Source organism: Pseudoalteromonas sp. 23_GOM-1509m (assembly GCF_000518425.1).
In the GTDB taxonomy this organism is placed as follows: Bacteria; Pseudomonadota; Gammaproteobacteria; order Enterobacterales; family Alteromonadaceae; genus Pseudoalteromonas; species Pseudoalteromonas tetraodonis.
In genome coordinates, this window is sequence record NZ_JADO01000012.1 from 185,399 (window position 1) to 207,329 (window position 21,931).

A 21,931-nucleotide genomic window follows, 5' to 3' on the forward strand; every position below is an offset into this window, starting at 1 on the left:
TATGTTAAATAGCTTAAATGATTTAGCTATTCAGCCGGCGGTAGTTGCGCATTTTGCGAATCAAACACAACAGTTCACAGGTGCTGAGCTGCTTCAAGAAATAAATAAAGTAGCGGAAATTTTTGCAAATTCAGATGCTGATGCAATTGCATTTCAACTTGATAACACACCTGCATGGTTGGTACTTGATGCTGCGACCAGCGTTGCTAATAAAGTGGCTATACCGATCGCCCATTTTTTTAGTCAACAACAAACGCAATATGTGTTGGCACAGTGTGGTGCACAGCTGTTTATAAGTGATATGCCAAGGCTTTCTTTGGGTGCGCATACATTGTCTATTACTTTGTTTGATCATTACACCTTATATATTTATCAGCTCAACGTTAAAGAACCGATTAGTTACTTTGAGGGCACGCAAAAAATCACCTTCACGTCAGGCTCTACAGGCGAGCCAAAAGGTGTGTGTTTATCAACTCATAGCCAAATGCAAGTTGCACAATCGTTATGTGAGCAAATAGGTATAAGTAAACCAACTCACTTATGTTTACTACCATTACCTGTATTACTGGAAAATATTGCAGGTATTTATGCACCATTATTAAGTGGCGGTTGTGTACATTTAATGCCGTTAAACGAATTGGGTTTTGTTGGCTCAGGGTTAAAAAATCCTGAAAAACTAATTAGTGCAATTGACAGTGTAAAACCTAACACCCTTATTTTAGTGCCTGAGTTATTAACGTGTTTAATTGCGTTTGCAAAACAAGGTTGGCAGCCGCCAAAGTCATTACAGTTTATTGCAGTTGGCGGAGCGCTCGTGAGTGATGCTTTAATTGCCACCGCCAGAGAGCTTAATTTACCTGTTTATCAGGGGTATGGATTATCAGAGGCGGCATCTGTCGTAAGTTTAAATACGCCCAAAAATGATGATTTAAAGAGTGCCGGTACTGTACTACCGCACATACAAACTAAAATCGAAAAAGGCCAGTTGTACATAAAGGGTGAGCTATTTTTAGGGTATTTAAATCAAGCGCCGCATAACCCAAATAACTGGTATGCCACGGGCGATTTAGTGACTCAGCATGGCAATAAGCTCTATATAAAAGGGCGACTTAAAAACCTGATTATTACCAGCATGGGCCGCAATGTCAGTGCTGAATGGCCTGAGTCATTAATATTGAGCCAAAGCGCGATTATACAAGCCGTTGTTTTTGGTGAGGGCAGACCTTTTTTAACCGCGATTATTTATGCAATCCCTGAGTTGAGTGAGCAACAACTCAGTGAGCATATGAAATTTATAAATCAACAGTTACCCGATTATGCACAAGTTAAAAAGTGGCATCGGTTAGCTCAGCCTTTAAGTGTTCAGCAAGGGTTACTAACGACCAATAATCGCCCTAAGCGCCAGGCTATTAGCCAGCAATTTAACCTTATTTTTGAACAATTTTACCGACTTGGAGAAGTGATCCATGACTGATTTTTTTAATACATTAAAAGCACAAACTCAAAACGAGCGCGAGTACTTATTAGCTGCGCCAATTATACAGCGCGTTTTTAAAGGCCAAGCATCACTTGAAGAGTATGCGTCATTTTTAGCGCAAGCCTACCATCATGTAAAACACACTGTGCCATTAATGATGTCGTTAGGTGCCCGTTTAACCGACGAACAAGAATGGTTACGTGAAGCCGTAGCCGAATACATTGAAGAGGAAATTGGCCACCAAGAATGGGTGCTTAACGATATTGCCGCGTGTGGTTTTGATAAAGAAAGTGTGCGCCATAGTAAGCCACAATTTGCTACCGAAATGATGGTCTCGTATGCGTATGACAGTATCGCTCGTAAAAATCCATTAAGCTTTTTTGGCATGGTTCATGTACTCGAAGGGACTTCAATTGCCCTGGCTGATGGCGCAGCTTCAAATATTGCTGATGCAGTTGGTTTACCTAAAAAAGCATTTAGCTATTTAACCTCTCATGGTGCGCTTGATATAGAGCACGTAAAGTTTTTTGAAAACTTGATGAACAAAATTACTAATGAGGCCGATCAGCAAGCTATTTTACATGGCGCAAAATGTTTTTATCGTTTGTACGGTGATATTTTTCGCGCTTTAGATGACGAGCCGTTCTTTAAAGCATCAGCGCAAGAGCAACACGCATGAATACCGGCTTATGTGTGTTAACAGGAGCCACAGGGGGAATTGGCCAAGCGATTGCCAAAACACTGCACGCACAAGGTTGGCAATTACTATTAGTAGGGCGTAATGGCGATGCGCTAAATGTGCTAAGTAGCCAGTGCCCAGGTAGTATGACTTTTGTGGGAGATTTAACCGTTGCAGAAAACATGCTGGCATTGGCAATTAAAGCCAAAAAATTGGGCGGTGCTAAATTACTCATAAACAATGCAGGCATTAATGTTATGCAAAGCTTAAGTAGTTGTAGTAGTGAACAAATTGATAATCTACTGAGCACTAATTTAGCCGTCCCGATGAAACTATGCCAGCTGTTTTTAGAGCAGCTGCAAGCGAATAGAGGCACCATAGTTAATGTTGGGTCGTCTTTTGGCAGCATAGGTTACCCATATCAAACACTTTATTGTGCCAGTAAATTTGGGTTGCGTGGTTTTAGCGAAGCGTTATCACGAGAGCTTTCAGACACTGGCGTTAGAGTTACTTATTTGGCACCTAGAGCAACTGATACCGACATTAATGATGCTCAAACGCGGGCAATGAACAAAGCGCTTGGTAATCAAATGGACTCTCCGCAGTTGGTGGCTGATGAGTTAGTTGCGTTATTAAACTCAAATAAAACCAGACGATTTATTGGTTTTCCTGAGAAACTTTTTGCACGTATCAATGGCGTTTTTCCACGTATTGTAGATAACGCAATTGCTAAACAACTCCCTAAAATAAAAAGCTTTTTAGGTTAGTTGTTCACTAGGGTCTGTTGACCTTTGCGGATTGAAATTTGTTCAAACTAGGGGCGATTTAATCGCGGCGCGAGGTTTGTAACCTAGTAGGCTAAGTCAAAACCGAGCAACAAAGAGTAGATCGCCCCTAGGCAGAACCCTTCGGGCAGCGCCCGTTTGACATTGATGCTGCGTTATCGCCAATTTATGGGGAATAACCACACCACATAGGCTCTGCCTTGCCTAAATACCAAACAGGCTGCTGCAAATTCAACCTTGAAAGGTCAGCAGACCCAAAATAATAGAGGATTTATTATGAAAAAATTTACTTTAGCAGCTTATTTAAGCATTGTTAGTGTGTTTTCATCGCCGGTATTTGCAGACGAACAAAGCGACTTACTCGCTATTCAACAGCAATGGGCGGTCGCTAATTATGAGCTTAAAGATGACGCACAAATCAAAGCCTTTACTCAACTGAGTGAGCAAAGTGCTCAATTTATTGAAAACTATCCTAATTCAGCAAATAGCTATACATGGAACGGCATTGTGCTGGCAAGTTTTGCGGGTGCAAAAGGCGGCTTAGGGGCGTTGGGTTATGCCAAAGATGCAAAGGCATCATTAGAGCAAGCCCTTAAAATAGACGACAGTGCTTTAGGTGGCTCAGCGTATGCCAGCCTGGCAACCTTATACAGTAAAGTACCAGGGTGGCCAATCGGCTTTGGTGATGATGACACCGCCGATAAGTTTTTTAAGCAAGCACTCGCTTTTAATCAAAAAGGCATTGATACTAATTACTTGTATGGTGAGTTTTTATACGACGAACGTGAATATAAGCAAGCCAAAGCCCATTTGTTAGTTGCACAAGCGGCCGGTATTCGTGATACTCGCGCTAAAGCGGACAAATATCGTCAGCAAGCAATTAGCCAATTATTAGCTAAAGTTGATAAAAAACTAAAGAGATAACAAAACAAACAATGCATTTATTATTAGTTGAAGATGATCATCTTGTGGCGCAAGGGCTTTGCCGCTCATTGCGCCAAGAAGGCTACAGTGTAGAACACAGCGCAACGGTTAAGCATGCGTTGCAATGTTTAGGCAGTGGCGAAATAGAGTTGGTTATACTTGACCTAGGCTTACCTGATGGTGATGGTTCGCAAATTTTAAAGCACATAAAAGCACAAAAAAAAGTCATTCCGGTGGTGATACTAACCGCTCGCAGTAGCATAGATGATAAAGTGCAAGGGCTTGATATGGGGGCTGATGATTATTTAGCTAAGCCATTTGAACCAGCCGAATTATTTGCTCGTTTGCGCGTAGCGAGCCGACGTGTAAATCAAGCTCAGTCGAGCTTATTACAATGTGGTGATGTTACTATGGATACGTCAGCGCACAGTGTCACACTTAACGATGAGCTACTTTCTCTGCCGCGAAAAGAGTACATGCTGCTAAAAGCGTTACTGGAAAACCAAGGTCGCGTGCAATCTAAGCAGCAATTAGAAAATAAACTCTATCAATGGGGTGAAGAGGTTGGCTCTAACACCATTGAGGTGCATATTCATCACCTACGAAAAAAATTCCCCAGCGATTTTATTAAAACTCTCCGTGGTATTGGCTATGTTGTGGGAAAGAGATAGCTCACGTGATTAAAACACCCCTAGATTGCACAAACTTGAATTTACAAAGGTAACCATGCTCTATGTCAATTCGTAAGCGTTTAACACTTATCTTACTGTCAATGATGGTGTTAACCTGCTTTTTAGCTTTAGTAAAAGGCTATCAAAAAAGTATGAGCCATGGTGAGCAATTACTCGATAGTGAGCTAAAAGTGGTGGCTGGAGTCTTGATGCAACAGCCTCTATCTATAAACGCTATGGCGCCAAAAATGCAAGAAAGCGCCCAGTTACTGTATCAAATTTGGCAAAGTGGTGAGCTACTTAGCGGTTCTGACGAATTAAATCTTGATTTGAGCCAATATCAAGCAGGTTTTCAAACGCTTAATATTGCAGGGCAGCGAATGCGGGTATTCGTTTTTGCTACTTCTTTACGCACCGTTATTGTTGCCGAGCCGATTGCTAAGCGGTTTGAGCTTGCCGAGGCGGTGATTTTATCAGCCATGTTACCCATGTTATGGGCGGTTCCTTTGCTTGCGCTATTTATTAGCTTTTTTGTTAAATATGCACTGGCACCGTTAACCCGTTTATCAAAACAGTTAGCCCTGCGCCAAGCAAATGATTTCACAGCGATCAGTTGGCAGGTGACGGATGAAGAAATAAAACCAGTGATCAGCCGCTTAAACGACTTATTTAAACGCGTAGAAACGGCCTATTTACGAGAACGTTTTTTTGCCTCAGATGCCGCCCATGAATTACGTACTCCCCTGAGCAGTTTAAAAATTAATGTGCATAATTTGGCCGCCCAACAAGGCGATAACCAAGAATTACAAGCCATGACTCAAGGTATTAATCGACTCACCAATATAGTGGAGCAAATGCTAATACTAGGGCGTACTCAGCCAGAGCAGTGGCAAAAGCAGTTTAAAGAACAGTCATTATTAGCGATCACGCAAGAAGTAGTTAGCCAACTATATGAAAAAATAGAGGCTAAAAATCACACCATTAGCCTTGAGGGAGATGACTTTACTATTAACGGTGATGAGTTTACCTTAGTGACGTTGATTTCAAACCTACTGAGTAATGCTATAAAGTACGCGCCTGCAAACGGACAAATAAAAATTACCCTAAAGCAGATGCACAGGCAGCGTATTTGGCAAATAGAAGACAGCGGTCCAGGTATGACGGACGATCAAAAACAACGGATATTTAACCGTTTTTATCGCGTTGGCGGTGACCAACATCCTTCGGGTGAACAAGGTGCGGGCTTAGGCATGGCAATAGTCCAGCACATTATTGCTATTTATAGCGCTGAAATTAATTTAACAGACAGCGATTTGGGCGGCTTAAAAGTACAGGTAGTTTTTGCAGGAGCTAAATGTGATTAAACGACTTATTCACCCCTATTTATATTGTTGCGTATTTTTATCATTTAACGCCGCCAGTAAAGACTATCTTATTGTACTTAAAGATCATTTGTTTTATCCCGCAGAAATCGTGGTGCCGGCCAATAAAAAGGTACGCTTGTTAATCGAAAATCAAGATAGTACGCCTGAAGAATTCGACAGTTTCGATCTCAACCGAGAGAAAGTACTTTACCCTAATCGCAAAAGCGTTATTTATATTGGGCCGTTAACTCCTGGGCGTTATGAATTTTTTGGCGAGTTTTCACCCAATACGGCGCGTGGTGCTGTAATAGCGACCGAAAAGGAGGGTTCTGATGCTAATAACTAGCCTTGTGATGAGCCTCAATCAGTTATTGCCGGTGGCCATTTTACTTATTTTACTCCAAGTGATTGCCAAGCAAAGTTTAGTGAAGGTACTGGGGATGCTTGTTTTAGGTGTGGGGCTATCATTTTTATTTGTAAAAAGTGCTCCGCTAATTAGTCCCTTGTTCGACTACCAGGGTTTAGAATATACCCAAATTGCTTTATGTATTTTAGTGTTTATCAGTGCGCTGTACTACGCCATTAAACAAGCAACGCCTGCATTTATGATTGCGATTATCAGTGTAATGACTCTTTATTTAAGTCATTACATTATTTACCTGATTGGCTTTTGGCAAAACAACGAAGCAGCACAAAGCTTATTTATTGGCACTTTTTTAGGCTTAGGGATATGCAGTAGCTTTAGTGTGTTGTTGTATTTTTTATTGAGTGCAATCAAACAGCGCTTTGGGCTTATCCCTTTATTGGTATTGTTAGCATTAAACAGTGCGGCAAAACTGGTTGTGGCACTTGATTTGGCGAGCCAAATTGATTTGATAGCAACAACGGCAACCGTATGGGATTTACGTGCTATTTTAACTGAAAACTCAGAGTTTGGACGGGTTTTGCGCGCACTTATCGGTTATGAGGCTACGCCTAATTTAACCAGTGTTTTAAGTTATGTGCTGAGCAGCGTGTTATTTTTATCAGTTTGTTATTTTATTCCTAAATCAATAACTAAGGAACAATCATGAAAGCAATAAACCTATTTGCAGCCACTGTATTAATTGGTTTTTGTTTATTAATACCTAAGCTGGCTTATGCTGATGGCATAGTGGTTGATAAAGTTTATCATCCTTATGTGTTGCCGTTTGAGCGCGAGCTAGAGTGGCGGCTTGTGTCACATCAAACCGACAGTGGTAATATTTTAGCGCAGCGCGTTGGCTTAGGCGGCGCAATTAACGACACCATGGCATTGGAAGGCTATTTAGTGGGCGAGCGCGATGATAATGGTGACTTTGGCTTGCAAGCGTATGAGTTAGAACTTCGTTGGCAGTTAATAGAGCAGGGCAGGCTATGGGCTGATTGGGGCGCGTTATTTGAATTTGAAAAACAGCATGACGCCGACGCATACGAAGCAACCACCGGTTTTGTGATTGAAAAAGAGTTTGGTCGTGCAAGTCTCACTATGAATGCATTTTTAGTGTACGAGTGGGGCCAAGATATACAAAATGAGTGGGAAAGCGAATTTAGAGCGCAATATCGCTACCGCTATTTGTCTGCTTTTCAGCCAGCGGTTGAGGTTTATCTTGGCGAAGACTTTGTCGGTATTGGCCCCGGATTTATAGGGTTACATCGCTTTGATGGGCAAAAACAATTAAAGTGGGAAGCCGGTTTTATTACCGAAATCAGCCAGTCAGAGAAAAATCATAGCTTTAGAATGGCACTAGAATTTGAATTTTAAGCTCTTTAAACAAGTACTTAATTTATAAAACGGGCTGCTTAAGCTATTTTATAAATTAAATCGCATTAAGGGTTGACTTGAGTCTGTAACTCTATATAGTAGTCCGCAGCTAGAAAGAAAGCATGATAATTTATAAATCTCCATTTCGTTGTTGTATAAGTAATACTTGTAGTACCGTCCTGAAGTTTTTAAGTACCATCTCATTTTTTGCTACACCGCCCATTAGGGCACAATTTAATTTTTATATCAGGAATAATACTATGTCTAACATCGTATCAGGTACAGTTAAGTGGTTCAACGAGTCTAAAGGTTTTGGTTTCATCGAGCAAGAAAATGGTCCAGACGTTTTCGCACATTTCTCAGCAATCAAAAGCGAAGGTTTCAAAACTTTAGCTGAAGGCCAACGTGTAGAGTTCACTCTTTCACAAGGTCAAAAAGGTCCTCAAGCTGATAACATCACAGCTCTATAATTTTACTTTTAAGTAAAATGAAAAAAAGCGCTTAAGGCGCTTTTTTTGTGTCTAAAATTTAAGAATATCTCCCCACCATCTGTAAATTTATACCAATTCGCTTAATTAAGCGGTCTATTTTGAGGCAGGAAAAACGGGTTGATAGCTAGGCAAAAAATTCGCTATTTAGTTGTTCTAAATGAGAATTTTTTAATACAGATAGCGACACGTTTAGCCCCGCAAAATGATTGAGTATTATTGCGGATTGGTATTATTAACGATAGTCACTCTCAAATCACCTGCTATTTTTAACATTATAAAAGTGCTATAAATTAATAGTTTCTACATGCTTTCTAGGTTAAGGTTATTACTTAAATTATAGGGGGTGTTTATTTTTAAATTTACATTATTAGCGTTAGGGTTGCTATTTAGCCATAATATCCAGGCTAATGCGCCTAAATTGGTTATTTATACCGAAAGCTTTGCCCCTTACAATTTTCAAAATGAAGCTGGGCAGCTAGCGGGTATTAATCATGATATAGTGAAAGATGCTTGTGCTCGTGCCGCACTAGAGTGCGAATTTATTATGTTACCTTGGAAGCGTGCTTACCAGTTAGTGCAAAATAACCCACACTCAGCCATCATTTCTCTAGCAAAAACGCAAGAACGTATTCCTCTTTTTGAATGGGTGGGACCTTTGGTATCGAGCCAAACCTACTTTTTTAAATTAAAAACTAGCGACCATATTGTGATGAATGATATTTCACAAGCTAAAAACTACTCGTTGGGCATAGTGCGAGGCGACATTTATGAAATGCTGGTGCGTCGACTTGGGTTTGTTACCGATAAAAACTTACTACTGTTTAGTGAAGCAGACTCATTTATGCGACTGTTTTTTAAAAAACGCATCGATTTAATTATTGGCTCTGACTTTACTATTGATCATCAAACTGAGCCATTTGGGTACTCTAGGGATGACTTGGTGAAGCTCAAACAAATTCATGTGGATGAGCTTAAAGGCAATTATATTGGTTTTAATAAAGCCGCTTCACCTGTGGTAGTAAAACGCTTTAATCAAGCACTTGAGCAGCTTAAGGCTGAGTCTGGCTATGAAGCTTACATTAAACGTTATGTAAAAAATTAAGCGTTTAGACCATAAGCACAGAAAAGCTCAAAAAGTTTCCACTTAATAATGCCTATATTACCGTCTTCACAGCCTTCATTCTTGTTAACTTCGCTACCTTTTATACTCTCAAGTGCCTTGTAAAGGGCTAATAAGTAAATGCTCCTACAGCTACACAGTTGTTCATATTTTTTAGTAATACCAATTCGCTTAATTAAGTGGTCTATTTTGAGGCTGGAAAAACGAGTTGATAGCTAGGCAAAAAATTCGCTATTTAGTTGTTCTAAATGAGAATTTTTTAACACAGGTAGCGACACGTTTAGCCCCGCAAAATGATTAAGTATTATTGCGGATTGGTATAAGTGCAATGATGGCTTTTGATGGCGTAAGGAGTGCGTGAATGAAAGCTTTGCTAGGGAATTTTTAGGTATGAATTGCTGAGGATTTAGAAAGTAGAGGCTATAAAAACGATAAAAGGGCCTTGCGGCCCTTGGTGAAGTATCGTTCAAGTCAGATAGTGCTTTAACCCCTTAAAGCGCTATCCTATTGTTTTGCAACAGTTGGATCGTCTCATTAAGTTTCTAAGCTAGCGAGAGGAAAAACCCAGCAATTGCTGCGCTCATAAGGTTAGCCATAGATCCTGCTAACACTGCTCTGAGCCCTAAGCGTGCGATATCCTTTCGCCGACTAGGCGCCATACCGCCTAATCCACCTAGTAAAATGGCTATCGATGATAAGTTAGCAAAGCCACACAAAGCAAAGGTAACAATTGCTTGTGTATGCGCACTTAACGTATCGCGATAATTTATAAAGTCTAAGTAAGCAACAAACTCATTCACTACTAACTTTTGACCAATAAAGCTGCCGGCTAAAATTGCCTCATTCCACGGTACACCTAATAACCATGCAACAGGGGCAAATAAGTAACCTAAAATTTCTTGTAGCGTTAATGTAGGGTAATCAAACAACCCACCAATACCGCCTAATAAACCGTTTAATAACGCAATCAGTGCAACAAATGCTAAAAGCATGGCACCTACGTTTAATGCTAAGTGCATACCGTTTGCTGCGCCTGATGCTGCTGCGTCAATAACATTAACCGGTTTATCGTCGCCTAAATCTATATCGGCTAAATCATCTTTAGGTGTTTCTGTCTCTGGCACTATCATTTTTGCCATTAAGAAACCACCTGGTGCTGCCATAAAACTGGCTGCAATTAAATATTTAAGGTCTACACCAATAATTACGTAACCGGCCATTACAGAGCCTGCTACGGTGGCCAAACCACCTACCATTACGGCAAATAACTCAGATTTGGTCATTGTCGCAATAAACGGTTTAACAATGAGTGGCGCTTCAGTTTGGCCAACAAAAATATTTGCGGTGGCTGAAAGCGACTCGGTGCGAGAGGTTTTCAATAATTTTTGTAAACCACCGCCTAAAATTTTAATTATCCAATCCATAATGCCTAAGTGATATAACACAGCAACCAACGCTGAGAAAAACACAATCACTGGCAATACTTGAATGGCAAAAATAAACCCTAGCGTATCTTGCGATGCTAATGGGCCAAATAAAAAGCCAATTCCATCGTTGGCATACCCAATAACCGATGAAACGGCGCGAGACATACTCGCTAATACATTTTTGCCTGCTTCAAAAAACAGTACAAAACCGCCGATAATGACTTGCATTAAAAATGCGATACCCACGGTTCTTAGTTTTATTGCTTTGCGATCAGTTGAGGCCGCAAAAGCGATGCCTAGTAGCACTAGCATGCCTACTAAGCTCATAAATGTTGTCATACAAACGTTTCCCGTTGTTATTCTTGTAAAATGTACTTTATTTTACTTTTTATAATATCAATCGCAACGCGATTCATACCGCCTCGAGTCACAACTAAGTCAGCGTTATGCTTTGAAGGCTCAATAAATTGATAAAACATCGGTCTAACAGTTGCTTGATATTGCTCAACAACAGATTGTAATGTTCTGCCTCTTTGTTCCATGTCGCGTTGCATTCGGCGCATTAAACAAATATCCAATGGCGTATCTATAAACACCTTGATATCAAATTCTTTATTAAGCGCTTTATCACTCAGTAATAAAATACCTTCTACAATGAGTATTTTAGCCGAAGCCACACGGCGCGTTTTATCGCTACGTGTATGCTGAGCATAATCATAAGTTGGTACTTCAACAGAGTGGCCATTACGAAGTTGCGTTAAATGCTCAAGCAATAGCTCGTGTTCAAATGCATCAGGATGGTCGTAATTCGTTTGCGTACGATGTGCCATCGGCAAATGCGATTGATCCTTGTAATAAGCATCTTCTTCAATAATGGCGATAGCGCCTGGTTCAAGCTCATTTACCAATTCATTGTAAATAGTTTGGCTAAATAGAGATTTGCCGGACGCCGATGCGCCTGCAATAGCTATAATAGTTCGTGTCACTAAAGTTCTCACCCACACAGAAGGATATATTGTTGGTAGATCACAATAGCAAAAAAGACACGATTAATCTCTTTTGCTTCGCTTAAGAGTGCAAATTTATAATGTTTAGGTTTTATGAAACAGGACTTATGTCCTGTACGGAAAATTCGAAGAGCAGATAAAGTAACCACCTAGAACAGATGTGAGGTCACAATGGCAAGAGCAATTATCTTAATGGCGGATAGTTTAGGAATTGGCGCAGCACCCGATGCAGATAAATTTGGTGATGTTGGTGCTAATACATTCGCACATTTACTCAAGGCATATTATGACGAGACTGGCAGTAAGCTTTCGCTTCCTAACCTTTCAAAATTAGGGTTAGTGGATGCATGTGAAGCCGCTGGTAAAGAACCCTGTTTAGTTGCTGAGCGACATGAGCCACAAGGTGCATGGGGTTACGCAAAAGAGCTTTCAAGCGGTAAAGACACGCCATCGGGTCATTGGGAAATGGCAGGCGTGCCAGTGTTATTTGATTGGGGTTACTTCCCTAAAACACAGCCGAGTTTCCCGCAAGAATTTGTAGACGAGTTTATTGCTCGCACAGGTATTCCGGGCATTTTAGGTAATTGCCATGCCTCAGGTACCACGATTTTAGAGCAGCTAGGTGAAGAGCACGTAAAAACAGGTAAACCAATCTGTTACACCTCAGCTGATAGTGTGTTTCAAATAGCCGCGCATGAAGAATCATTCGGCCTAGAAAAGCTTTATCAAGTTTGCGAAATCGCACGGGCGCTGCTTGATGAAATGAATATAGGGCGAGTGATTGCGCGGCCATTTTTGGGTTCTAATAATCAAGATTTTGCCAGAACAGGTAATCGTCGTGATTATTCAGTATTACCGCCATCGCCAACATTGCTTGATGTACTTGCAAAAGACGGTGGCGAAGTTATCAGTATTGGTAAAATTTCAGATATTTATGCGCATCAAGGCATTACCCAAAAGCATAAAGCGCCAGGGTTAATGAACTTGCTAGAAAAAACCAGCGAAGTGGTGGCGACTGCGCCGGATCACAGTTTGATTTTTACCAATTTAGTTGATTTTGATGAAAAGTTTGGTCACCGCCGAAATCCTGTTGGCTATGCGAAAGCGCTCAAAGAGTTTGATGATTACTTACCCACTATTTTAGCGCAATTAAAGCCGGATGATTTATTAATGATCACCGCCGATCATGGCTGTGACCCGACCTTTCCAGGGTCTGAGCACACCCGTGAATATGTGCCGGTTATTGCCTATCAGACAGGGATGAAAAATACCCCGCTGGGCGAACGCAATAGCTTTGCCGATATTGGCCAAACGCTTGCACAATGGTTTAACCTTAAAGCGTTAGAATATGGTGATGGCTTTATTGATAAACTGAACACAGTTAAGTAACTTAAAAATACGCTCGCTATTTTTAAAGTAATAGGGCTTTTAGCCAAACAAAAGGAAAACAATCGATGAGTACTCCGCATATCAGTGCAAACGTAGGTGATTTTGCCGAAACAGTATTAATGCCAGGCGATCCGCTACGCGCACAATATATTGCTGAAAACTTTTTAGATGATGCAGTGCAAGTAACCGGCGTACGTAACATGTACGGCTTTACTGGAACTTACAAAGGTAAGCCAGTGAGCATTATGGGTTCTGGCATGGGCATTCCTTCAATGTCAATTTATGCTCGTGAGCTTATTGTCAGTTTTGGCGTTAAAAATATTATTCGTATAGGTACCTGTGGTGGTATTGGTAGCGATATTAAAATTCGCGACGTAATTTTTGCACAAGGTGCAAGCACAGATTCAAACGTAAATCGTGCCCGCGTTCGTGGCACTGACTTTGCTGCCATTGCTAACTTTGACCTACTTTTAAACGGCGTAAATGCAGCTAAAGATTTAGGTATTGATGCAAAAGTAGGTAACGTATTTACTACCGATACTTTTTATCAAGCAGACGACACGTTTTATAAAGATCTAGACAAACTAGGTGTACTCGCTGTTGATATGGAAACAGCTGGCTTATACGGCGTAGCAGCAGAATACGGTGCAAAAGCAATGGCATTATTTACCGTCAGTGATCATGTAATCACCGGCGAAGCAACACCTGCAGATGAGCGTCAAACCACGTTCAACGAAATGGTTAAAATTGCCCTAGAGTCAATTTAATTAATCTCTTAGGTTAACAACAGTTCCTTGGTAACGTATTCACTAAGTTTTGGAGACACGCCCAAAGTGAAGTGAGACTAAACCCCCAAAGCCGCATTTTATGCGGCTTTTTTTATGCTTGAAATTTAGGTGTGAGATTCGGGCCTCGGGCCTCGGGCTGCGGGGTGCGGGCCACGGGGTGCGGGCCACGGGGTTCGAGCTACGGGCTTTAGGTTCCTAGGTTTCAGGTTCTAGGTTAAAGGTCAAAGGTTAAAGGTTAAAGGTCAAAGGTTTTAGCAGTAGCTCGCAGCTCGTCACTCGAAGCCCGTTGTCTTCTCTTTGTTCAAACAGTTTTAGTGAGTTTTGCACAAAGAGGGCGAAGAGACGCTGCGCTTTTAGAGGAAGAAAAACCTAAATATTGATCTGTAGCAGCGATTTTATATCGTGTCAGATATGTATTTACCACCGAGAACACTGAGTTTACAGAGAAATGCTTAAAAAATACCAATCTACCTCTGTGTAGCGCAAAGCGCCTCGGAACCCTCTGTGGTGAAAAATTGTTTTTAGCAGTAAGTGCCTTTCGTAGCAGCGATTTTATATCGCGTCAGGTCTAGGATATTAAACACAAATGCGCGAGGTAAACTCCCGCCTACTGATATGGTTAACTTCTGAATTTACTGTAGGCGGAGCTTTATGCCGCGCAAGGTCATTATTCACAAAGAGGACAAAGAGACGCTGCGCTAAAAGAGTAGATTAAAGGTCTCAGGTTTTAGCACTAGCTCGTTGCTCGATACTCGAAACCCGTAGCTCGCTGCCTTCTCATTTATTTCCCTGTCAGTATTTATAACTTAATGCTAATGTTTAAGTTATAAAACTTGCTTTTAAAATGAAGCATTTAAAGTTTTAGCTGATAGCTGATAGCTGATAGCTGATAGCTGATAGCTGATAGCTGATAGCTGATAGCTAAAACACGTTTTACACTCTGGAGTAATTATGTCTAATTGGATTGATGCCACAGTAAAGTCAGTTAAATGGTGGAATGAATCGTTATTTAGCTTAACGGTTAACGCCGATGTAGAACCGTTTAAAGCAGGGCAATTTACAAAGCTCTCTGTTATGGACGGTGAAAAACGCATTGCTCGGGCTTACTCGTATGTTAACGCACCAGATGATCCAAATTTAGAATTTTATTTAATTAATGTAGTCGATGGCCAATTGTCATCGCATTTAGCACAACTAACCCCAGGTGACACTGTACTAATAGAGCGCCGTGCTAGCGGTTTTTTTACCCTTGACGAAGTGCCAGCGAGTGAACAACTTTGGATGCTTAGCACCGGCACCGCTATTGGCCCGTTTTTATCAATATTGCAGCAAAGTGAGGTATGGCAAAAATACAAACATATCAACTTAGTGCATGGGGTGCGCCTAAATAGCGATTTAAGCTATCAGGAGCTAATTAATAAGTTATTAAAGGCTCATCCAGGGCAGCTTAATTATGTGCCAGTAGTTAGCCGTGATGAGCCTTTACAAGGTTTAGCTGGGCGAATAACCACAGTGATAGAAAATAACGCGCTATCTGAACATGTGGGGCTGTGTGCTACTCCCAATAATGCGCAGTTTATGTTGTGTGGTAATCCGCAAATGGTTAAAGATACCAGTGAGTTATTAGTGGCTCAAAACTATAAGCGTAATCGTCGAAAAGAGCCGGGGCATATTACGGTTGAGCAGTATTGGTAATGAGCTATAACGCTATAATAACTATCTCATGAGGGTAAAATTTGCTATGTTGCGCGTTAATTGCATTTTGTCTTTGTACTTAGGAAAACCATGAAACCTTCATTCATCATATATGCGTGTTTATTCGCCGCTTTCACATTAAACTGTCATGCCATAGAGCAATCGGCATCATCAAACAATGCTGAACTGACACAGCCAGAAAAAGTACAGCCGCAACAAGATGCACTTGATACGTTAACTCAAGAGGCTAACATACCTAAACAACCCGATGTAAAGAAAGTGACTGCAGATGATTCTAAAGTACTTGGCAGCGAATCAACGAAGCCGGTTGAACAGCCTAAAAGTAAAGTAGATAAAGCACAAGCGGTCGTCGAGGCTGAGCAAGCAGTGACGCAAGCAAAAGAGGCACTTACAGCAAGGCAACAAGCCAAAGCAAAACAGTCTCGTGAGTCACTTGCTGTTATAGAGCAATTAGTTAAAGCCTACAACGCGCGTAACATTGAAGAATTTATTCGTATGTATGATGAAGATGTTGAGTTTTATATTTTCCCGAATGAGCTATTATTTAAAGGTAAAGAAAAATTAATTGCGCGTTATGGCATTATGTTTAAAAAGCTAAAGTGTCTGCACTCATCACCTATTAAGCGTATTGTGCATGGTGACATTGTGATTGACCATGAGCTATCAGAAACCTGCTCTAACGATCCGAACGTGATAGATAAACGTTCAGAGCTTATTTCAAGCTATCAAATTAAAGATGGCAAAGTGGTTAGGGTATTATTTTTTAGGTAATTATTAATTATGCAGCTAAGTGACGAGAAAAAAATTCGTGTAATGTATCGTGTAGAGCCCGGCTGTTTAGGCCCTGAGGGCGCAGACCACATTGAAGACTTTTGTCGCTTTGCGAACAAGCATATTAAGTCGCCTTATTATGCGCAGTTATTATTTTTACCTCGATACGATAAGCAAAAAGATGAGCGGCAATACAGCGTTAAAAACCGCAACTTATCTCAAGTGCAGGCTAAAGCGTATTTAAATCATTTTGAAATCAACATAGAAGACTTTGAAGAGCAGCTCGACGAGCTGCTTACTAAGTCAATAGACTTATTCTTTAAACGCTAAGCTCTATTGACCTTTGTAGATTGATATTTGTTTAATCTAGAGGCAGTTTAATTGCGGCGCGAGCTTCTAACCTAGTGGGGTCGATAACTGCGCCTAAGTTATTCTACTGGCTTACATCCTTATAATAATAAGTAAAAACTGAGCAAAACTTTCGCGTTCTGCTCACGCTTTTTACCACCCTCCCTGTAGGCAACGAAGTTTAGGCTTCGTTTGAAACTATCGCATTAAAGCTGTCGTTATCATGCAGACTGGCAAAGGCACTTTCATGAAGTAGCTCGTTTCGTAAGTTGGGTGAGTATTCAAGCGACATTTTTATATCGGCTAGAGCATCTGCATGCTCATGCGTTAAAGCATACGCACAGGCGCGCTGCCAGTATGCGTAACCATAGTCGCTATCTATATCAATTGCTTGATTACAAAGCTCAATAGCTTGCTCAGTCTCATTTAATTCTAATAAAGCATCCGCTTTGTAGGCAATGGCTTCTACATCTTCTGGTTTACGTTTTAAAATTTCATCGAATATTTCAATTTTATTCGCAATATCACTTTCAAGGTTGGCTCGCATCCATAACGAATGAACTTCATTAGTGATTGATATGCGTTCTTGGTTACTGAGTATTTCTTCAGAGCGTACTCGCAGTTTTTCTTCTAATATTTTCAAGCGATCTTCATACTCATCAGTAATAACACTCACTCGGGTGTTTACTATATCTTCTACTTTGTTCTTTACATCACGTAACGAGTTCCAGCCCACTAATACCAAAATAGACGCGGTGGCGGTAATAATAAAAAATACATTATTAATGGTATCTGTGGTGTAGGTAAGCGCCCGATCGGCGGTGTCTAACTGTGCATGCGTAACTTGTTTGGTCACGTCTTCACGCAGTTTTTGTTGATCTTGGCGTACCGACTTTAATTCGTCGAGAATATAACGTTCAAGTAATGGTTTGTACAAAGGGGCTTCTAGCTGTGCTAATTCACGCTGTTGTTGCTCGTTGAGTGCTGCGGTGTTTTTATCAGCAGCTTGCACCGCAGATGAAAAAACACCAATAAATACAATAAATAGTAAAAAATAAAAACGCATTGATATGCCTAGTTAAAAAATTAGTTAATCGCTTTGTTAACTTTAACATGCGCACATCATTGGTACTAGGGTGAGGATAGGGAAGCTGGAATTAACTCAAAAATCCTTTATTACAGGCAAAAAAAATCCAGCCCAAGTTGGGCTGGAAAAAACTACATCAACATATCAAGGGAACAATAGGAGATAGGTGCTATTGTAAGTTTGCCTACCTGAATTTTTACTTAACTAAATTCAAATAGATAAAAATTAGAAAGAAATAAAGGTGCATAAGTAACTTATACACCTTTTATAACTATAATTTCATGGCGAAGGGGGGTATTCCACTGTGCACTTAAGAAAACCTAAGTCACTTTCAAACCCTTCACCGTACATTACGTGGCTATTTTTAATAACGATCATCTATTTTATAAAAAGTTTTGATATTTATTTACGCTAAGCACAAACATTGGCAGCATCATCATATTTATAAATGAGAGTAATCGTTTTAAAGCATTACTTTGCCCTAGCGTATCAAAGCAGCTACACGTATATTGAATAAGCAGAGACCGTACACGTCATTAGGGTCTGTTGACCTTTTAAGGTTAAATTTGCAGTAGTCTGTTTGGTATTTAGGCAAGGCAGAGCCTATGTGGTGTGGTTATTCCCCATAAATAGGCGATAACGCAGCATCAATTCCAAACAGGCGCTGCCCGAAGGGTTCTGCCCAGGGGCGATTTACTCTTTGTTGCTCGGTTTTGACTTAGCCCACTAGGTTACAAACCTCGCGCCGCGATTAAACCGCCCCTAGTTTGAACGAATTTTAATCCACAAAGGTCAACAGACCCTAATATAATGGCAATAAAATAACAGCGCTCCCAATTGGTGAATACCAAAAGCAGTAAGCATGGGCGTTTTTATTTATACTTAAAAAGGAGCTCAATATGGATAATCATAAAGCGGGTAAATGCCCGGTTATGCACGGCAGTAATACTACAACCGAAAACACCAATACAGATTGGTGGCCAAACTCACTTAATTTAGACATTCTTCATCAGCACGATAGCAAAAGCAGCCCCTACGACAGCGACTTTAATTACGCCGACGCTTTTAATTCACTCGACCTAGAAGCACTTAAAACCGATTTAAAAGATTTAATGACTCAAAGCCAACCTTGGTGGCCAGCTGATTGGGGGCACTATGGAGGCCTGATGATCCGTATGGCATGGCACTCTGCGGGCTCGTACCGTTTAGCTGATGGTCGAGGCGGTGGTGGTACCGGTAATCAACGTTTTGCACCACTTAATTCGTGGCCAGATAATGCCAACCTAGATAAAGCGCGCCGTTTATTATGGCCAATTAAAAAGAAATATGGCAACAAGCTTTCATGGGCCGATTTAATTATTTTAGCCGGTAATATGGCGTACGAATCAATGGGATTAAAAACCTTTGGTTTTGCCGGTGGCCGAGAAGATATTTGGCATCCAGAAAAAGACGTTTATTGGGGCGCAGAAAAAGAATGGCTTGCGCCAAGTGATGAGCGATATACCCAGGTTGATAAACCCGATACCATGGAAAACCCATTAGCGGCAGTGCAAATGGGTTTAATTTACGTAAACCCAGAAGGGGTGAATGGTAAACCCGATCCACTTAAAACCGCAGAACAAGTGCGCGAAACCTTTGCACGTATGGCAATGAACGACGAAGAAACCGCAGCGCTAACGGTCGGTGGCCATACAGTAGGTAAAACGCATGGTAACGGCAAAGAAGAAAACTTAGGCCCAGAGCCAGAAGCCGCCGATGTGCACGAGCAAGGCCTTGGCTGGAATAACCATAAAACCCTTGGCATTGGCCGCGATACCATGACCTCAGGTATTGAAGGCGCATGGACAACCTACCCAACTAAATGGGACAACGGTTATTGTAAACTGCTGCTTAATTACGAGTGGGAGCTAACCAAAAGCCCTGCAGGGGCTCATCAGTGGGAGCCGGTTAATATTAAAGAAGAAGATAAACCCGTTGATGTGGAAGACCCATCGATTCGTTTAAACCCAATAATGACCGATGCCGACATGGCAATGAAGCTCGACCCAGCGTACCGTAAAATTATTGAGCGTTTTAATGACGATTTTGAGTACTTTACTGACGTATTTGCCCGCGCATGGTTTAAGTTAACCCACCGTGATTTAGGGCCAAAATCACGTTATTTGGGCGCCGATGTACCCAGTGAAGATTTAATTTGGCAAGATCCTATTCCTGCAGTTGATTACACCCTAAGCGACGCTGAAATAACCGATTTAAAAGCGAAGCTACTTAATTGTGGATTAAGTGAAACCGACTTAATTAATACCGCATGGGATAGCGCACGTACTTATAGAGGCTCCGATCACCGTGGTGGTGCAAATGGCGCCCGTATTCGCCTTGCTCCGCAAAGTAACTGGCAAGGTAACGAGCCTGCGCGTTTAGCTAAAGTACTTAGCGCACTTGAAACACTGCAAGCGAGTTTAACTAAGCCTGTTAGTATGGCCGATTTAATTGTACTTGGCGGCACCGCTGCGGTTGAGCAAGCGGCTAAAAAGGCAGGAGTTGATGTAACCGTACCGTTTGCCCCAGGGCGTGGCGATGCTAGTGATGACATGACCGACGCAGAGTCATTCGAGCCATTAGAACCAATTCATGACGGTTTTAGAAATTGGCTGAAAAAAGACTATGCTGTATCCGCCGAGGAGCTATTACTAGAGCGCAGCCAATTAATGGGGCTAACCGCACCAGAAATGAGCGTATTACTAGGCGGTATGCGCGTACTAGGTACTAACTATGGCAATAGTGAACATGGCGTATTTACCGATAACGTAGGCGTACTTAGTAACGACTTTTTTGTTAATTTAACCGACATGAACAACCGCTGGGAGCCTGCAGCTAAAGGCGAGTACAACATAGTTGACCGCGCTAGTGGTAAAACTAAGTACACGGCTACGCGGGTTGATTTAGTATTTGGTTCAAACTCAATACTCCGTGCACTGGCAGAGTTTTATGCTCAAGACGATAACAAAACTCGTTTTGTACACGACTTTGTTGCCGCATGGGTAAAAGTGATGAACGCCGACCGGTTTGATATTAAATAAACCTAAGTAAAATTTAAAAAGGAGCAGTAATGCTCCTTTTTTTATATTATTTAGGTTAAAGGTTAAAGGTTAAAGGTTAAAGGTTAAAGGTTAAAGGTTACGAGCTGCGGGCTGCGGGCTGCGAGGCGCGGGTATAGTTCAATGACCTTGGCCTGACGCGATATAAAATCGCTGCTACGAAAGATATTTTCTGCTAAAAACAATTTTTGCACCACAGAGGTTCCCGAGGCGCTTTGCGCTGCACAGAGGTGGTTTGGTATTTTTTAAGCGTTTCTCTGTGAACTCTGTGTTCTCGGTGGTAAATACATATTTAGGTTTAACACTGACGCGATATAAAATCGCTGCTACACCCTGATAGTTGCTTTTTTCCTCTAAAAGCGCAGCGTCTCTTCGCCCTCTTTGTGAATAATTCATTAAAAGCTATTTGAACACAGAGAAGCGAATGAGAGTAAATGAGAAAACACGGGCTGCGAGGTTCGGGTAAAATGCAATGCCCTAGGCCTAACGAGATATAAAAGTGCTGCTACACCCTGATAGTTGCTTTTTTCCTCTAAAAGCGCAGCGTCTCTTCGCCCTCTTTGTGAATAATGGTCTTGCGCGGCATAAAGCCCCACCTACGTTAAATCCAGATGTTAATCATATCCGTAGGCGGGAGTTTACCTCGCGCATTTTATCTAACGTTTAAATCTAATTTCTTGTTTGAGCACAGAGAAGCGAGTAAGAAGATAACGGGCTTCGCGTGGCGAGCAGCGAGCTTGTACAAATAGTTTGACACCTAGTCGTATCAGCAATGAACCTTTAACCTACTCTTTCAGCGCAGCGCCTTTTAATCTCTGTGGTGAATAAATAACTTAAAACCTATTTGCACAAAGAGCAAAGAATGAGAGCAAATGAGCAAATAAAAAATACAGCTTTTCTCGGCCTTTTTTATTAAATAAATTACCAATTGCGTTTGAATTGATACCAAGCAAAATTCTGCCGAACCCCGAACCCCGAACCCCGAACCCCGAACCCCGAACCCCGA

Annotated in this window: 20 protein-coding genes; 17 read left to right on the forward strand and 3 right to left on the reverse strand. The window is 41.3% G+C overall.

Features of this window, described 5'->3' with window-relative positions; all coding sequences use genetic code 11:
- The first annotated feature begins 1 nt into the window (after position 1).
- The 11 genes from N523_RS0106525 to N523_RS0106575 all read left to right on the forward strand — a co-directional run bounded on the left by N523_RS0106525 (position 2) and on the right by N523_RS0106575 (position 9,276).
- Entirely contained in the window at positions 2-1,474 is a 1,473-nt protein-coding gene (locus N523_RS0106525; RefSeq protein ID WP_442960088.1) for an AMP-binding protein, read from the forward strand.
- The gene (locus N523_RS0106530; protein ID WP_016900001.1) at positions 1,467-2,156 is read left to right on the forward strand and encodes a TenA family transcriptional regulator; all 690 of its coding nucleotides are present in this window, start codon (positions 1,467-1,469) and stop codon (positions 2,154-2,156) included. The genes N523_RS0106525 and N523_RS0106530 overlap by 8 nt, the downstream gene beginning before the upstream one ends.
- Positions 2,153-2,923 (forward strand): SDR family oxidoreductase, encoded by a 771-nt coding sequence (locus tag N523_RS0106535; protein ID WP_028834665.1) that lies wholly within the window; start codon positions 2,153-2,155, stop codon positions 2,921-2,923. Before N523_RS0106530 ends, N523_RS0106535 begins: the two co-directional genes overlap by 4 nt.
- 294 nt (positions 2,924-3,217) lie before the next feature.
- Positions 3,218-3,865, forward strand: a complete 648-nt coding sequence (locus N523_RS0106540; protein ID WP_013462837.1) for a hypothetical protein — start codon at positions 3,218-3,220, stop codon at positions 3,863-3,865.
- 11 nt (positions 3,866-3,876) lie between these two features.
- Positions 3,877-4,536 carry a response regulator gene (locus N523_RS0106545; RefSeq protein ID WP_013462838.1) on the forward strand — a complete coding sequence of 220 codons (660 nt, stop codon included), beginning with the start codon at positions 3,877-3,879 and terminating at the stop codon, positions 4,534-4,536.
- Positions 4,537-4,598: 62 nt separating this feature from the next.
- Complete coding sequence (locus N523_RS0106550; RefSeq protein WP_028834666.1) at positions 4,599-5,900, forward strand: ATP-binding protein; 1,302 nt, start codon at positions 4,599-4,601, stop codon at positions 5,898-5,900.
- Positions 5,893-6,246 carry a cupredoxin domain-containing protein gene (locus N523_RS0106555; RefSeq protein ID WP_028834667.1) on the forward strand — a complete coding sequence of 118 codons (354 nt, stop codon included), beginning with the start codon at positions 5,893-5,895 and terminating at the stop codon, positions 6,244-6,246. The genes N523_RS0106550 and N523_RS0106555 overlap by 8 nt, the downstream gene beginning before the upstream one ends.
- A complete protein-coding gene (locus N523_RS0106560) occupies positions 6,233-6,973 on the forward strand; it encodes a hypothetical protein (protein WP_013462842.1) in 741 nt (246 codons plus the stop codon). The genes N523_RS0106555 and N523_RS0106560 overlap by 14 nt, the downstream gene beginning before the upstream one ends.
- Entirely contained in the window at positions 6,970-7,683 is a 714-nt protein-coding gene (locus N523_RS0106565) for a hypothetical protein (protein ID WP_028834668.1), read from the forward strand. The genes N523_RS0106560 and N523_RS0106565 overlap by 4 nt, the downstream gene beginning before the upstream one ends.
- Positions 7,684-7,943: 260 nt before the next feature.
- The gene (locus tag N523_RS0106570) at positions 7,944-8,153 is read left to right on the forward strand and encodes a cold-shock protein (protein ID WP_008467029.1); all 210 of its coding nucleotides are present in this window, start codon (positions 7,944-7,946) and stop codon (positions 8,151-8,153) included.
- A 364-nt stretch (positions 8,154-8,517) separates the two neighbouring features.
- Complete coding sequence (locus tag N523_RS0106575; RefSeq protein ID WP_028834669.1) at positions 8,518-9,276, forward strand: substrate-binding periplasmic protein; 759 nt, start codon at positions 8,518-8,520, stop codon at positions 9,274-9,276.
- Between the two features lie 560 nt (positions 9,277-9,836).
- On the opposite strand, the gene N523_RS0106580 is transcribed toward N523_RS0106575, so the two are convergent.
- Positions 9,837-11,060 (reverse strand): NupC/NupG family nucleoside CNT transporter, encoded by a 1,224-nt coding sequence (locus tag N523_RS0106580; protein WP_013462846.1) that lies wholly within the window; start codon positions 11,058-11,060, stop codon positions 9,837-9,839.
- Between the two features lie 17 nt (positions 11,061-11,077).
- A complete protein-coding gene (gene udk, locus N523_RS0106585) occupies positions 11,078-11,707 on the reverse strand; it encodes a uridine kinase (protein WP_013462847.1) in 630 nt (209 codons plus the stop codon).
- Positions 11,708-11,899: 192 nt separating this feature from the next.
- Here udk and N523_RS0106590 point away from each other — a divergent pair, with 192 nt between their 5' ends.
- The 5 genes from N523_RS0106590 (at position 11,900) to N523_RS0106610 (ending at position 16,722) form a co-directional block, all read left to right on the forward strand.
- Entirely contained in the window at positions 11,900-13,117 is a 1,218-nt protein-coding gene (locus N523_RS0106590; protein ID WP_028834670.1) for a phosphopentomutase, read from the forward strand.
- 65 nt (positions 13,118-13,182) lie between these two features.
- Positions 13,183-13,884 carry a purine-nucleoside phosphorylase gene (gene deoD / locus N523_RS0106595; protein WP_008110728.1) on the forward strand — a complete coding sequence of 234 codons (702 nt, stop codon included), beginning with the start codon at positions 13,183-13,185 and terminating at the stop codon, positions 13,882-13,884.
- Between the two features lie 972 nt (positions 13,885-14,856).
- Positions 14,857-15,600 carry a ferredoxin--NADP reductase gene (locus N523_RS0106600; RefSeq protein WP_028834672.1) on the forward strand — a complete coding sequence of 248 codons (744 nt, stop codon included), beginning with the start codon at positions 14,857-14,859 and terminating at the stop codon, positions 15,598-15,600.
- Positions 15,601-15,690: 90 nt separating this feature from the next.
- The gene (locus N523_RS0106605; protein WP_028834673.1) at positions 15,691-16,392 is read left to right on the forward strand and encodes a nuclear transport factor 2 family protein; all 702 of its coding nucleotides are present in this window, start codon (positions 15,691-15,693) and stop codon (positions 16,390-16,392) included.
- A 9-nt stretch (positions 16,393-16,401) separates the two neighbouring features.
- A complete protein-coding gene (locus N523_RS0106610) occupies positions 16,402-16,722 on the forward strand; it encodes a hypothetical protein (protein ID WP_013462852.1) in 321 nt (106 codons plus the stop codon).
- A gap of 199 nt (positions 16,723-16,921) precedes the next feature.
- Here the strand turns inward: N523_RS0106610 and N523_RS0106615 are convergent, their stop codons facing one another.
- Positions 16,922-17,806 (reverse strand): tetratricopeptide repeat protein, encoded by an 885-nt coding sequence (locus tag N523_RS0106615; RefSeq protein ID WP_008467888.1) that lies wholly within the window; start codon positions 17,804-17,806, stop codon positions 16,922-16,924.
- A 920-nt stretch (positions 17,807-18,726) separates the two neighbouring features.
- Here N523_RS0106615 and katG point away from each other — a divergent pair.
- On the forward strand, positions 18,727-20,907 hold the full coding sequence (katG, locus tag N523_RS0106620) for a catalase/peroxidase HPI (protein WP_028834674.1): 2,181 nt from the start codon (positions 18,727-18,729) through the stop codon (positions 20,905-20,907).
- Positions 20,908-21,931 lie beyond the last annotated feature (1,024 nt).

Bases quoted from the DNA above. Each gene is read 5' to 3' on its own strand.
- N523_RS0106540 (WP_013462837.1), top strand. From the start codon at position 3,218: ATGAAAAAATTTACTTTAGCAGCTTATTTAAGCATTGTTAGTGTGTTT.
- N523_RS0106525 (WP_442960088.1), top strand. From the start codon at position 2: ATGTTAAATAGCTTAAATGATTTAGCTATTCAGCCGGCGGTAGTTGCG.
- N523_RS0106550 (WP_028834666.1), top strand. From the start codon at position 4,599: ATGTCAATTCGTAAGCGTTTAACACTTATCTTACTGTCAATGATGGTG.
- N523_RS0106615 (WP_008467888.1), bottom strand. From the start codon at position 17,806: ATGCGTTTTTATTTTTTACTATTTATTGTATTTATTGGTGTTTTTTCA.
- katG (WP_028834674.1), top strand. From the start codon at position 18,727: ATGGATAATCATAAAGCGGGTAAATGCCCGGTTATGCACGGCAGTAAT.
- N523_RS0106535 (WP_028834665.1), top strand. From the start codon at position 2,153: ATGAATACCGGCTTATGTGTGTTAACAGGAGCCACAGGGGGAATTGGC.
- N523_RS0106565 (WP_028834668.1), top strand. From the start codon at position 6,970: ATGAAAGCAATAAACCTATTTGCAGCCACTGTATTAATTGGTTTTTGT.
- N523_RS0106570 (WP_008467029.1), top strand. From the start codon at position 7,944: ATGTCTAACATCGTATCAGGTACAGTTAAGTGGTTCAACGAGTCTAAA.
- N523_RS0106545 (WP_013462838.1), top strand. From the start codon at position 3,877: ATGCATTTATTATTAGTTGAAGATGATCATCTTGTGGCGCAAGGGCTT.
- N523_RS0106530 (WP_016900001.1), top strand. From the start codon at position 1,467: ATGACTGATTTTTTTAATACATTAAAAGCACAAACTCAAAACGAGCGC.
- deoD (WP_008110728.1), top strand. From the start codon at position 13,183: ATGAGTACTCCGCATATCAGTGCAAACGTAGGTGATTTTGCCGAAACA.
- N523_RS0106590 (WP_028834670.1), top strand. From the start codon at position 11,900: ATGGCAAGAGCAATTATCTTAATGGCGGATAGTTTAGGAATTGGCGCA.
- N523_RS0106600 (WP_028834672.1), top strand. From the start codon at position 14,857: ATGTCTAATTGGATTGATGCCACAGTAAAGTCAGTTAAATGGTGGAAT.
- N523_RS0106610 (WP_013462852.1), top strand. From the start codon at position 16,402: ATGCAGCTAAGTGACGAGAAAAAAATTCGTGTAATGTATCGTGTAGAG.
- N523_RS0106605 (WP_028834673.1), top strand. From the start codon at position 15,691: ATGAAACCTTCATTCATCATATATGCGTGTTTATTCGCCGCTTTCACA.
- N523_RS0106560 (WP_013462842.1), top strand. From the start codon at position 6,233: ATGCTAATAACTAGCCTTGTGATGAGCCTCAATCAGTTATTGCCGGTG.
- N523_RS0106580 (WP_013462846.1), bottom strand. From the start codon at position 11,060: ATGACAACATTTATGAGCTTAGTAGGCATGCTAGTGCTACTAGGCATC.